Here is a 13,507-nt window from a genome sequence, read left to right as displayed (position 1 = left end):
AATTTCAGTTTCTAAATTGCAATCCATGTCCTTTGATCCGAAAACACTTTTAGTCTTGCTGACCAACCTTTGCCGCGATCAAATATATCAGGCAGGGCAAAGGTATACGCCCGGTATTGACCCTAGCGCGCCAAATCTTCGAATTGCAGACTTGTCCATTGCCATCAACAACATCGCATGTGGTGATGAAGCGCGAACACGCTTCCTTTCTGTCCTCAACGAATTCACCGAAGCTTGGCAGAATGCCAAACAACATAGCCAAAGATCGGCAGAAATCGAGCAGTTGGTTGTCGCTGCGAGTGCATCATTGCCGGTGATGATGAACCGTCTGCGTTCTCGCGATGCCGCTGCAGCCGATGAATGGATAGCTAGGCTGTCACAAATCGACGCCTACTTGATCGATGATGTCGCCTATTGGCGAGCAGAGGAAGCCAAGCTTGGCCCCGACGCTGGGGGCTACTCTTCTGCACGCAGCTCCGTGCGCGGAAACATAAATTCGCTTAACCGTTGTACACGTGTTGTCCGCGATGAGGCTGAATACGCGGCCAGCTCCTCATTCAAGTTACTCTTCGATCCGGTCCTTCTGATTAGTGGTGAGTGGGGAACAGGCAAGACGCATCTGCTATGCGATGTCACCAGTGAACGTCTTACCCGTGAAGCCCCCACAGCCTTAGTCCTCGCGAAGAACTTCGAAGGCAACGTGCTTGCAGATATTTGCGCACGCCTCGGAGAGGTGACTTCGGTTGAAGACACGTTCGCGGGGCTGGAGGATATCGGTCAAGGGGTACGGGGACGAACTGTTTTTATCGTTGATGGCGTCAATGAGGGACGTCGACGCGAATGGCAACTGGCGATTGCTACCCTACTCTCGCTCGTCGCCAAGCATCCGAATATAGGGTTGGTCGTAACATGCCGGACTCCATTCGAGGCCATAGCCGTCGGCAAGTCGGACTTGGGGAAGTTTCATCGTCTTCAACACCACGGTTTCGACGATCAGGAATTTGATGCGCAGGCTGCCTTCTTTGAATACTACAAGTTGCCACTGCCGGAAGTTCCACTGTTGGATCACGAGTTCTCGCGCCCTCTCACACTGAAGCTCATTTGCCAATCGTTGCAAAGCCTGTCGGGCGAGAAGCTGGCAAAAGGCTTCGCAGGTATCGCCTCTGGGCAACGTGGCATGACGTTCGTCTTGGAGTCATTTATCAAGCGCATTGGGCAGCCGATCGAGAAAGAGTTCGGGCTGCATAACAAGGGATGCTGGATCTTACTAAAGGGGGGTGACCAGTTCTCCGACAAGCAGATTGCCGGTTTCGCTCCTTGCATGGCAACGAAACTCCGCAGCTATGTCTTCCCGGCAGAGGCGGACCGAATCGTCGCCGCGAGCTACCCCGCACTGCGACCTGCTCAACGACGTAAGCTTCTGGAGACGATGCGCACGAGTGGGCTCATTGAAGAGGATGTCATCTGGTATTCGACGAAATCTAAACAGTACAGATCCCGAGTAGTGTACCGCTTACCCTATCAGCGGTTCAGCGATCACTTGATAGCTAGGCACCTGCTGAGGGCATACCTAGATGTGTCGTCGCCAGCGGCAATAAAGGGAAGCTTTGCTGACTCATCCCCACTCGGCAGCATCTTCCAGCTAACCAATCGGAACTTCGGCCATTATGCGGAGCCAGGTTGGGCTCAAGCTTTGATTACAGAATTCCCCGAACGCGTAGGAAATAAGCTGCCTCCCGGACACCGTGAGCTCTTCTTTGCGTTGCCACCCGGCGCCCAAGATCTGAATGCGTACTTCGAGCCATTAATTGAGGGCTTGTTCTGGAGAAATCCGACCTCGTTCACAGAAGGCACGCGGACAGTCATCAACAAGTACTTGGACGCCGGTTCCGAGTCTTGGGAGCGGGTCGTGGATGCGCTGGCGGCTGTCGCGACTAAACCCAGCCATCCCTACCATGCTCAACGGCTATACAAGTATTTGTCCAGTTACTCGATGGTCGACCGAGACCTGTACTGGTCCGAATATCTGCGAAGAAGATACGCATCGCCCACTATCCATCGGCTGCTGACATGGGCAGAAAAACTAGACACCGTGAACATGACTCGCGATGCGGCAGCCGAACTTGTGGTGTTGTTCTCCCTGGTCCTGACCACAGTCGTTCGCAGTGATCGAGACCTCGCGACCAAAGCTCTCGTACTGATTGGAGAGCAACACCCTGACGTGCTGTTCTCGCACGTTGTGACATGCCTAGACTTCAACGACCCATATCTACCGGAGCGGGTTCTTGCCGCCGCCTATGGCACAGCACTGTCGCTGGTCGATTCGAAAAATGCAGCTTCGTTCCAGCCGCTACTTGGAGATCTGGCTCAGAAGGTTTACCGGAAAATGTTCGCACCTCATGCTCGCCACGCGACGCACCACACACTCATGCGAGACTACGCGCTTGGCATCATTGAGGTTGCCCAGCGAGCGGGGTGTGTAAAACTGCCGAAGACGGCAGTCGGCCACCTCAGTCGACCATTCTCGAATACCCCGTCGCCATTTACCAGCAACGGAACGCCTGATGACTCGGTCACAAATGCCATTGAGGGTTCCATCCAGATGGATTTCGGTAACTACACCATCGGTGGCCTAATACCAAACAGAGCGAACTACGATGGAAGCAAACCAGACTATGTAAGAACTCGGGCGAAGATTGAGCGGCGTATTTTCGATCTGGGCTACAGGAGTGATCGGTTCAAGCACATCGAGTCCGAGATTGGCCAGAGCTCCTGGAATGCTCGTGACGAACACAAGGTTGATCGTTATGGGAAAAAGTACTCCTGGATCGCGTACTTCGAGATGTGGGGAGAGCGCGATGCGAACAGGAGACTACCGGATTGGCGTCAGAGTAACCGGACGGCCGACTGCGGTGTAGATCCCACTTTTCCCAAGGTGCCCCCCGATTGGATGCCCCCCTTACCTGACCTCTTCGGCCCACCTGCTGCAAACACGAAAGATTGGGTTGCCGGCGGGTTCACTCCGAACTGGCACCCACTACTGGTGGTTCCCGAGATCAACGGGCACCCAGGTGAATGGATACTTGTTGAAGGATTTGTCCAAGGGACAGACAGAGAACATGATCGCAAGCTTTTCGCCTTCCTACGAGGGATGTTCGTGGCCAAGAAGGATGTGGACACGCTCCGGTCGAAATTCCTGTCGATTGACTATCCGGGAAATCATAAGATCCCAGGGGGAGGCGATGAGCACTATCTGTTCGCAGGAGAACCGGGCCACCGCCATAACTTCGCCCGGCATCTTCTCAAACGCAATGGTGAATACCGCCGCCAGACGGCGGAGGCATTCGATGAGTACGTGCGTGACTACAGTGCAGGTGAAAAACAATCTCTGGTAGTCGAGATAGCTTCAATGTTAGGCGAGGCAATAGGTAACCAAGAAGCATCTGCCCGTGAATTCGTCATTCCTGCCACCCGCCATATTCCCGGTATTAGGGCTGAGCTGCCGTCTATCCATTTTGGGTGGGAATCCTACCACTCGGAGCAAAACACCTTCTCAGGTTTTGACATTCCCGCTCCAAGCCTGATCCAACGTCTTGGTCTCTCCTGCTGCAAACGCGAAATCGACTTCTTCGATCCAAGCGGCCATCCGGCAACGCTCTATAGACAAGCGGGCGAAGGCTTGTCCGGAGATAAGCACAAGCTGCTCTACATCCGAGCCGACTTGCTTCGCCGCTACCTCAAGGAAACCAGACAGGTTCTTGTCTGGTGCAACTGGGGCGAACGTGACTGGTTAACGAAGATGAGTGGGTACAACGTACTTCCGAACAAGGATAGACAACAAGTTTTTCAGGCTTACGGGCACATTCATCGAGTCTTTTCCCAATGGTCTGCCAAAGACTGTGTCGTACTGTAAACAACAACTTGGTCTAAATCCAGTTCTCGCAGCGTATTAAATAGCCTGTCTGAAACATAAGTGCTAGCCTCTGCTACAGGTCGACTTGTCGAAATTAATTTGGACAGCTCACACTCCCGGGACTGTAGAATGTGTTTCGGTATAAAGTAGAATATTGCCTACTGAATCGCCATTTTCTAGATGCCTTGCCGCCCACACGAAATCGAGTAAAGCGGGGGCGACTCATAGGGCAGGATTGTCTGCGGGGGACATCGGTACAACCCCAGACGCCGCTATAGTGGTCTGGGGTATCTCTCGCCGATGAATTTCGAAAGGAGTTACGCCGCTCTGTTTGATGCGACAGATGAGGTCCATGCAGAGCTGACAGCAGAGCCTGAAATGATTTGAAAATCAAACCACCAACCGTCCATGGCATTGGGTCAACTCCACACCTTACTTAGTTAAGTCCAAAGCATTCGCGACAGCGGCCAACATGAAAAATACGACAACACTTCTGAACGCAAGCCATGAAGAACAAGGCAATTTCGATTACTTCTCACACCAAATTTGCATAAATCGGTACACCCAGGCGCACCAAACCTGGATTGAGGACTGCTTGAACGACCATAGTGATTTTTGCGGACAAGAAGGGATCAATGCTAGGGATCTTAAGTCGTTATTCGTGCATGAAGTTACCCACTTCCTAGACCTTACAACGACATTGTGGGGGCTTGAATACACAGCTCGTAAGTCAGCTTTGCTCGACAAGATTCATCTAGGAGAGGATCACGAGCAGGCGTTAAACGTATTCATGCTGAACACATCCGAGCTGGAAATGCACAAGGCATTGTTGGTTAGGGATGGGGAAAGCTTGGCCGGATGCACAATGAACCACGGCCTCATGATCCACCCGGATTATGGCCCGATTATCGTGGTCATTTACTATCGTGACGGGGTTGAATGCCACAAAATTCCATTGAGCATGCTGGCTTTGTTCGAAGCCCACGCAACCGCCAATGAAGTGCTTTCTAAAATTCGCGATATTGACCAGATACCAGATGAAAATGAACGCATCGTTGCCCACGCGCATGTAAATCAAGAGTTCAACGAACATTTGCACGACCCGGCACTAACGGAATACACCCTTCTGCTTAACCTAGCTAAGCTCCATTTTCCCGAGCTATCGCTGCGGGAGCTATTAGTGTTCTTCTCCGCATTGGCACGATTCACCATGAATCAAGACGCCTTGAGCTTGAGCATATTAAGCGATCGGATGCGATTTCTTCCCACAGAGGCAGGGGATGCTTTGAGCTTAGACATGAAACGTGGGACATCACGAGCGGTTGTGGCTTTCAAAACTCTCTTGTTTATGCATGAGTGGATCAGCAAGGGCACCCCCATGGAAAATTCCGAAAACATCAACATGCTCAAAACGAGACCAAACAAAGCAATTCGGCAACTTTGGGAAGATGACAATGTTAAATTCATGGATGCCATGGCCCAAATCGAACGTAATTGCTACCTTGGGTTACTTCAAAATCGACGACACGACCTGCCCGACTTTGAGATTGTTTCGGCCAGCATTGCCGCAAACATGGCCTTATTGGAGAATTCTCCAGTTGGTTTGCTAAGCCTCAGTGACTTGACACTAATGGATGCCATTCTGAATGAGGACTTCACGCCTATCGCTATGCCGAAGCGCTTAGACATTGATGCGATAAGTTACTTTGATCAGTTTTATCCATTTATGGCAAAACTGAAAAAACTGTACCAGGCAAAAAAAGCTAGTAAATTCTTTATTACACCTGGCGATTCCATTTTATTCGTTAACCGCTAAAGATCGCCAGAATACGCACCATTAGCTCTGCCGCAGGCTCAGACAAGCTTGAGGCTAAAGCTATAGCGATGGGCGCACACGCGCAGCGCTAGCCTGGACTGCGGCAATCAAGTTTGCTACACCGGCAGTACGGCGCACACAAGGATTTTTCACTAACAGCGCTGAAAAGTCAGAATTTTTCAGGAAATTTGCGACGGAGACAGCCCTGCCAACTCATACATAAATGAAAAAAGCCTTACCAGACAAGGAAGGCTTTTTTCACTAACTTTGCTTCCCTACAGGTCATGTATGTAGGGAGGCAAAGTCATTGACGACTCGAGGCAAATAAATTGCAACTCGCCTTCAGCCGTCAACAAACCGCCTACTAGCGGCGCCTACGCCCTTAGCTGCCATGCCGGCCATCCAACGGCCGCGCAGCGCGTTGCAGCCGGTCGCGCACGGCGCGCCAGGCCGGTTCGTCGGGCGGCAGCACGATCCAGACCGATGGGCAACCGCTGGCGTCCGCCTCGTGCAGCGCGGCGTACAGCCCCTGGGCATAGCCCTCCGGTGTGCTCGGCATGCGCTTGAACCAGCCGCAGCGCGCGGCGGGCGCGTCGATGGCCAGCACCGCAGCCTGCCGCCAGCCGGCGTCGTCGGCCCTCTCCTCCGCTTCGGCGGCCTCCAGCCGGTAGCAGGGCTGGCGCGGCGCGTAATGCGAAGCCAGATTGCCCGGCACGCGCGGCGCGTCGGGCGCGGCGGTTTCCGCCAGGTCGAGGTAAGGCGCCAGCATCGCGGCGGTGACGGCGCCGGGACGCAGGATGGCCGGCCGTGCGCCGCTGAGATCGAGAATGGTGGATTCTATGCCCACCGCGCACGGGCCGCCGTCCACCACGGCGGCGATGCGGCCTTCCATATTGGCGCGCACATGGTCGGCGGTGGTGGGGCTGATGCGGCAGAACGGGTTGGCCGACGGCGCCGCCACCGGCCGCTGCAGCCGGTCCAACAACGCTTGCAGCAACGGATGGCTGGACCAGCGCAGCGCCACCGTTTCTTGTCCGGCGTTGACGATGGCCGGCACCTTTTCGCTTGCCGACAGCACCAGGGTCAGCGGACCGGGCCAGAAGCGCTCCATCACCGGCCAGGCGCAGTCGGGGACGCGCGCCGCCCATTCGTTCAGCTGCTCGAGGCCCGGCAGGTGCACGATCAACGGGTGATCGGCCGGCCGGTTCTTGGCGCGGAAAATGGCGGCCACGGCGTCGGGCTGGGTGGCGTCGGCCGCCAGTCCGTAGACGGTTTCGGTGGGCACGGCGACCAGCTCGCCGGCGCGCAGCAGCGCGGCGGCCTGATCCAGTCCTTCGGGGGTGGGGCTAAGCGACTTCATGGTTTTCCAAGGTTCAGGGATTGCAGTAATCGCAGTATTGCGGTGAGGCGGCCGCCTGCAAGGTTTGTTCGCGCGTGGCCTGGCAGCACGGGCATTGCCAGCGGCGCGCGCTGGCCTGGCGCGTCGGCGCGCCGCAGTCTTCGCACGGCGCGCCGGGGAGCGGCGCGATCTCGCCGAAACCGGGCGCGCCGCAATCCGGGCAGGCGCTGGCCAGCCGTTCCGCCAGCGCGGCGGCGCAGCGCGCTATCATCGCCATCCGCGTGGGATTGCGATGGGCGCGCATATCGCACTCCAGATGCAGCGGGTCGTCTGCCAGATGCCGCGCCAGATGCGCGCGCAGCGCGGCTTCGCCGGTCAGCTCCTTGTGGAAGGCGTCCTCGCCGGGCCGGCCGACGATCAGGCCGTGCGCCGGGAAGCCTGACAGGCGCAGGATGTCCGGCAAGGCCGCCAGATCGCTCAGCGTCCAGTGGCGGAAATTGGTTTCCGGTCCGCGCGTCCAAGCCTCCACCGCGTATTGGCGTTCCGCGTCCCAGCACAGCAATAGTTCGGTGGCCCAGCCGCAGCGGCCCAGCCACGGGTCGCCGCCGAAGCTGCCTTCGCTGCCCAGCCCATAGCGCAAGCCGCTGAGTTCGCAAGCCAGCCTGGCCTTGGCCAGCGCGGCGTCGAGCTGGCTGCCGGCGCGCGGCGTCTCGCCGGTGAAAGCGCCCAGGCTGTCGGTATCGAAGCTGTCCACCAGCGCCAGGTCCCAGCCTATGCCGGCCAGCGCGGGCGTAATGGCGGCATGCTTGCCGTGACGGGTCAGCAAGGCGGCGCGGCGCTCAGTCATGTCGCCACCCGCCATCGGCATGCCAGCGCAGCGGTCTGTCGCCGTGCACGCAATACAGGTGCAGCCAGCCGTTTTCCGCCAGCTGGCGCGGGACGGGCTGCGCCGCCAGCGCCTCCGCCAGCCTGTCCGGCGGCGCGTCTATGCAGGCGGCCAGCCGCAGCGGAGCGTGGCGCAGGCGTTGGCCGTCGTGCAGCGACTGCCAGGCCAGGCCGATGCGCAAATCGCCGCTATTGCCTTCGAACACGCCGATGCGGCCGCCCACCACATTGTGCAGCAGCTTGTTGCCGCTGCCGAAGCGGCGCGGGTCCGCCGTGGAGGCGAAGTACTGCATATTGATCCAGTGCGCCACCACCATGGGCGCGGCGAGTATGGCCTGCAGCCCTTTGCCGTCCGGGTCGGCGCGCCAGTCGTATTCATGCAGGAAGGCGCGGCCGCCCAGGTCCAGCTTGCGCGTCTTGGCGCGCGGCGCGGCGATGAACAGCGCATTGCCGGCCAGCCCCCATTCGGGCCGGGTTTCCGCCCAGTCGTCTCCCTTCTGCCGCATTTTTTTCAGAAGGATGGCGTCGTCCGCTGCCGGCGCGAGGCCGACCAGCGGCGCGCGTCGCCGCCGCGCCAGCGCCGACGCCGCCCGCAATTGCGCCTGCAGACCCTGCAGACGGGCGCGCGCGTCCGCGCTCAGGGTGTCGGCGTCCAGCAACAGGATTTCGTCGCTGTGCGTCAGATGCAGCGCGGGCAGGAATACCGTGTCGGCGGGAATGGGCCGGCCCAACGCCGCCAGCCGCTCGCGCAGCGCCGGATCATTGAGCCAGCCGGCCAGCAAGCGCACATGCTGGTGGCCGCCATGCCCGCCGCAGGCGCCGCATTGCAGCGCCGCCGCCTGCGGATTGTTGCTGACGTGGCTGGCATGGCCGACCAGCAACACCCAGGGGGCCAGCGCGCCGGCCAGGCCCATGGCCGGCAGCAGGCCGGAGACGATTTCCGCGCGCTTATCCAGGCCCAGGCCGTCCCGGGGCACAGGCTTGGCGCTATCCGGCGTCAGCCAGGGGTCGAGCTGCGGCAGCGCGGCTTGACGGCCGCGCGCCTTGCTGCGCCCGGCCAGCGCCGCCAGCTTGGCGAGGCCGGCGCTTTCCACCAGGGCGAACCCAGACAGCGGCGAGCGCTGGAAGGCCCGCCAGCCTCGCCGCGCGGCAGATGGCTTGGACGCGGGCGCCGCACTCGCTTCCCAGCCCGGCGCCAGCAGTACCGGCAGTCGCGGCTGGGCGACATCGCTGCCCGGCACGCGGTAGGCCAGCGGCAGGCCGAAAAAGCCGGCGAAGCCGCAGGTGCGGCTGTCCGGAACGGTTTGCTCCAGCGCGCGGCGCAGCGGTTCGGAACGCACGTCTATGCAGAACACCGCTTGCATCGCCGGACGGGTACCGTCTTCGGCGGCGGATTCGCGGCACAACGCCTGGGCCAGCGGCGCATGCAAGGACAGCTCATGCGCGCGCTGCCAGATCAGCGCGCGCGCGTCGGCGCGGCCATGCAGGCGCAGCCCCCAATCGCGGCGCCAGGCCGCCCAGGCGCTGTCCGGCCCGCGCGCGCCGTCGTCGAGCAGGCATTCCCAGGCCATCTGGATGGCCAGCAGCTGGCGCAGGTGGGCGTCGGTTTCGCCTTTCAGCCCGGCCTGCCAGCCGAGATAGGCGCACCAGGCCGCCCAGCCGTTATTGCGCATCAGCAGCGCCTGCAGCCAGGGCCGCAGCCACTCCGCTTCCGCTTGCAGCTGCGCCAGCCCGGCGGCCAGCATGGCCTCCGCGTCGCCGGGCAGCCGCTCGGCGCGCAGGCGCAGCTGTTCGCGCCGCTCCGGCAAGGCGCTCAGGCCGTAAGGATGGCGCATCTGCTCCAGCCAGGCGGCGTAAAAACCGCGCTCATGGTCGAGGTGCCAGTTGGCCTGGTCGCGGTCGAACCAGGCCGCGCAATACTGGCTGATCTGCTGGATGACGACATCGGTCCAGCTTTGCGCGCCGAGCGGGCCCGCCGCTTCGCGATGGCAGGCGGCCAGCAGCCGCGGCGGCGGGACAGGATCGACATCGCGCGGCTCGGCGTCCAGCCAGGCCTGCGCGCCGCCGGTCCAGCCCGTTTCCGACAGCGCGGTCTCCAGCGCCGCGGCGCTGATTTCGCCACGGCGCCAGGCAGCCAGATATTCGCTGCGCGGCAGGTGCAGCGGGCTATCCGCCACCAGGCGCAGCGTGTCGGCGGCATCGCTGAAGCGCTGCTCGCGCAGGCCCCAGTAGGGCGAGCTGGCCACCAGGCTGTCCAGCGGCCAGGCCGGGGCGATGGCGGCCAGCGCTTGGTCTATGGCCTTGCTGTCAGTCACGGCGGCTCTCCTGCAATCGAGGCCAATTCAGGGCCAGGGGAACGGCCGGCCGCGGGAGACGGCGGCCCAACATGCACCACCATTCGTCAAGGTGGAAGCCGGCGAAGGCATGCGGATAGATCCGGCGCGCCAGCGCCCCTTGCGGATGGCGCAGCAGCCAGCCTTGCAGCAGAAAAACGAGAAGAAACAGCGCGGCCAGCAAGGCCTGCGCCCAGTCCGGCGGCGTCGGGCCATGCAGCGGCAGGATATGGGCCGCCAGCGCGTGCAGCAGCAGATAGGACTGGCTCAGGGCCAGCGCGGCCAGCCAGCCGGCCCCGCCGCGCAGCAGCGCGCCGAGGCCCAGGCCCAGCGCCAGCCAGAACAGCGGCGGCAAGGCCGCAGCGGGGATCCAGCGCTGCCACAGCCATTGCGAGGCGGCCAGCAGCGCGGCCGCGATCAGGCCGCGCGCCAGATGAGGGAGGACGCCATCGGCCGCTTCCCCGCCCAGCATGCGCCGCGCCGCGCCGTCGCGCGCCGTTTCGCCGGCGAGCAGGAAGGCGTGGGCCTTGTAGAAGGAGTGGGCCAGCAGATGCAGCAGGGCCAACGAATACCAGCCCATGCCGATTTCCAGCAGCATGAAGCCCATCTGCGCGCAAGTGGACCAGGCCAGGCGCAGCTTGATGCTGATGCGCGTCAGCATCACCACGCAGCACAGCAGCGCGCTGGCGCCGCCCCACAGCATCAGCAGGATATTGGCCGGCGGCGCGGCTTGCAGCAGCGGCGCGGCCTTGATCAGCACCATGCCGCCCAGATTGACCACCCCGGCGTGCAGCAGCGCGGAAATCGGCGTCGGCGCTTCCATCACCTGGGTCAGCCAGCCGTGAAAAGGCAGTTGGGCGGTCTTGATCGCCACTGCCGCCGCCAGCAGCAGGCCGGCCGCCGCCGCATAGCCCTGCGCGCCGTCGGCCAGCGCCTGCGGCGCGCCGGACTGCAGGCCGAGGCTGCCTCCGGCCAGGACCCACAACGGCAGCGCGCCCAGCAACAAGCATTCGGCCAGGCGGCTGGCGCGCCATTCGCGCCGGGCCGCAAGTTGCGCCGCCGGGCGGCCGGGATAAAAGGTGAGCAGCGTCTGCAAGGCCAGGCTGCAGGCGATCCAGGCCAGCGCCATCAGCAACAGATGGCTGGCTTGCACCACCACCGTCACCGCCGCCAGCAGGCAGCCGATGGCGCGCAAAAAACGCGCCTGGCCGGGCTCGCCTTGCATATAGCGGCGCGAGTAGCGCAACACCATCCAGCCCAGCAACTGGATCAGCGCCTGCATCAGCCAGGCGGCGGCGAACCACGGCGCGGCCGTGGGCAGGAAGATCAGAGCAAGCAGCGGCAGGCCGCCGGCCATCGCGGCGACTTCGGCTGCCTGCCAGTGGCGCGGCAGCGCGCGGCCCGGCCACAAGGCAGGCAGCAACCAGGCCAGCGCGATGGCGTATGGCAGCGCGGCGAGCAGGGTTTGGGGCATGATGGGCTCCGTTGTTTTCCTGCGCGAACTTTGCCTGATCGAGTATGTTCAGTAAAATAGATTAAATATTAGTTTTCATTCTATATTTAAGAACGATGAGCCGGCTCAACTACCACCATCTGCACTATTTCTGGGCGGTCGCCAGCGAGGGCCACCTGACGCGCGCGGCCGAGAGGCTGCATGTCTCGCAATCTGCGCTGTCGGCGCAAATCCGCCAGCTGGAACAGCAATTGGGCCAGCCATTGTTCCTGCGCGAAGGCCGCAAGCTGCAGCTGACCGAGCTGGGCGCGGTGGCGATGCGCTATGCCGAGGAGATTTTCGCGCTGGGCAACGAGCTGTTGGCCACCGCCGCCTCCGGCCAAGGACGCGGCACCTTGCGCATAGGCAGCGTGGCCACGCTGTCGCGCAATTTCCAGGAGTGGTTTTTGCAGCCGGTGCTGAAAGAAGCCGATGTCAGGCTGGTGCTGGAGTCCGGCAGCCTGGACGAGCTGCTGCAGCGGCTCAAGGCGCACGAACTGGACGTGGTGCTGTCCAACCGCCCCGCCCTGGGCGACGACAAGCAATCCTGGCGCTGCCGCACGCTGGCGCGTCAGCCGGTGGTGCTGGTGGGGCCGCCTCTGCCCGAGGGGCGGACCTTCCAGTTCGAACGCGATCTGCCGGCGCTGCCGCTGCTGGTGCCCAGCCGCAACAGCGAGATCCGCCTGCGCTTCGACCTGCTGTGCGAGGAGTTGGCGCTGCAGCCGGCCATCCGCGCCGAAGTGGACGATATGGCCATGCTGCGCCTGTTGGCGCGGGATGCCGGCTGCGTGGCGCTGCTGCCGGCCATCGTCGTGCGCGACGAGCTGGGCAAGGGCTTGCTGCAGCAATACTGCGTGGTGCCGCGCGTCGAGGAGACCTTCTACGCCATCACCGTGCAGCGCCAGTATCTGCCGCCGCTGCTGCAAGCCTTGCTGCGCATGGCGGTAGCCGATCAGGCGCTGAGCCTGGCCATCCCCTGATCCGCGGCTTCAGGATTCTCCGTCAGCGCGGCGATGGCCGGTCGACATGCCGTCGAAACAGACCTCAAGCATATGCCCGACGATGTCTTCGTCCGGGTATTTCCCATACACCCGCAAATACTCCACCGCCGGATCGCAGGTCCGGGAGTAGTAGCTGTACAGGATCACGTCGGTCGGCATATCCGCCCGTAATTCCCCCTGCCGCTTGGCCTGTTCGACGATGCCCTGCAGCATTTTGTGCAGCTTGATCGCCCGGCTGACGTAACGCAGGCTGCGCGTCAGCATGGCGCGCACCTGAGGACTGGTCGAAGGCAGGAACGGCAGCCCCCCGTCGAGGCGCACCCGCAACGCCCAGGCCAAGAGGTCGCGCAGGCGGGCAAGCGGGCTCAGCTCCGACGCCTGCCGCGCCAGAAAATCCTGGGCATCGTCCAGCAAGCGGATCATCACCTCGGTCGCCAGTTCATCCTTGGATTTGAAATGCTTGTACAGGCTGGGCTTGGAAATCCCCGCTTCGCCGGCCACATCGTCCATGGTCATCAGGTCGAAACCCTTGCTCGCCAGCATCCGCGTCGTTGCGTCCAGTACGGCTTGCTCGCGCAGCTTGAAGGCCTGGTCCTTGAAGCTGAGCCTGCCTAATATACCCATCGGTAACACCTTTTACTGATCAGTAGCATTTTTTTCAAATCGGTTTTATCCTGAATATAAAGCAGCGCCGGCGTACTGCCAAGCCGGTGGATTTCCTACCTCGC

At 61.4% G+C, this 13,507-nt stretch carries 8 protein-coding genes; 3 read left to right on the top strand and 5 right to left on the bottom strand.

All coding sequences use genetic code 11. The features are described 5' to 3' along the window. Positions 1–25: 25 nt before the first annotated feature. Both WNM05_RS08225 and WNM05_RS08220 read left to right on the top strand, forming a co-directional pair. Positions 26–3,913, top strand: coding sequence for a hypothetical protein (locus tag WNM05_RS08225; protein WP_434634070.1), 3,888 nt, complete (start codon positions 26–28; stop codon positions 3,911–3,913). Between the two features lie 472 nt (positions 3,914–4,385). Next, positions 4,386–5,729 (top strand): hypothetical protein, encoded by a 1,344-nt coding sequence (locus WNM05_RS08220; protein WP_434634068.1) that lies wholly within the window; start codon positions 4,386–4,388, stop codon positions 5,727–5,729. Positions 5,730–6,111: 382 nt separating this feature from the next. Here WNM05_RS08220 and WNM05_RS08215 read toward each other — a convergent pair whose 3' ends face one another. Genes WNM05_RS08215 through WNM05_RS08200 form a run of 4 tightly spaced genes read right to left on the bottom strand, consistent with a single transcriptional unit; the run spans position 6,112 to position 11,760 of the window. Beyond that, the gene (locus tag WNM05_RS08215; RefSeq protein WP_434634067.1) at positions 6,112–7,089 is read right to left on the bottom strand and encodes an L-threonylcarbamoyladenylate synthase; all 978 of its coding nucleotides are present in this window, start codon (positions 7,087–7,089) and stop codon (positions 6,112–6,114) included. Positions 7,090–7,102: 13 nt separating this feature from the next. Continuing rightward, positions 7,103–7,915, bottom strand: coding sequence for a DUF6671 family protein (locus tag WNM05_RS08210; RefSeq protein WP_434634066.1), 813 nt, complete (start codon positions 7,913–7,915; stop codon positions 7,103–7,105). After that, a complete protein-coding gene (locus tag WNM05_RS08205) occupies positions 7,908–10,268 on the bottom strand; it encodes a YbcC family protein (RefSeq protein ID WP_434634065.1) in 2,361 nt (786 codons plus the stop codon). The genes WNM05_RS08210 and WNM05_RS08205 overlap by 8 nt, the downstream gene beginning before the upstream one ends. Beyond that, positions 10,261–11,760, bottom strand: coding sequence for an NADH-quinone oxidoreductase subunit L (locus tag WNM05_RS08200; RefSeq protein ID WP_434634064.1), 1,500 nt, complete (start codon positions 11,758–11,760; stop codon positions 10,261–10,263). Before WNM05_RS08200 ends, WNM05_RS08205 begins: the two co-directional genes overlap by 8 nt. Before the next feature lie 95 nt (positions 11,761–11,855). Between WNM05_RS08200 and WNM05_RS08195 the strand changes: the two genes are divergently transcribed. After that, the gene (locus WNM05_RS08195; protein WP_434634063.1) at positions 11,856–12,758 is read left to right on the top strand and encodes a LysR family transcriptional regulator; all 903 of its coding nucleotides are present in this window, start codon (positions 11,856–11,858) and stop codon (positions 12,756–12,758) included. 9 nt (positions 12,759–12,767) lie between these two features. On the opposite strand, the gene WNM05_RS08190 is transcribed toward WNM05_RS08195, so the two are convergent. After that, positions 12,768–13,403, bottom strand: a complete 636-nt coding sequence (locus WNM05_RS08190; protein ID WP_434634061.1) for a TetR/AcrR family transcriptional regulator — start codon at positions 13,401–13,403, stop codon at positions 12,768–12,770. Positions 13,404–13,507: the final 104 nt, after the last annotated feature.

This window comes from Chromobacterium sp. CV08 (assembly GCF_051129845.1).
Classification (GTDB): Bacteria; Pseudomonadota; Gammaproteobacteria; order Burkholderiales; family Chromobacteriaceae; genus Chromobacterium.
This window is presented reverse-complemented; position numbering and strand designations above follow the sequence as displayed.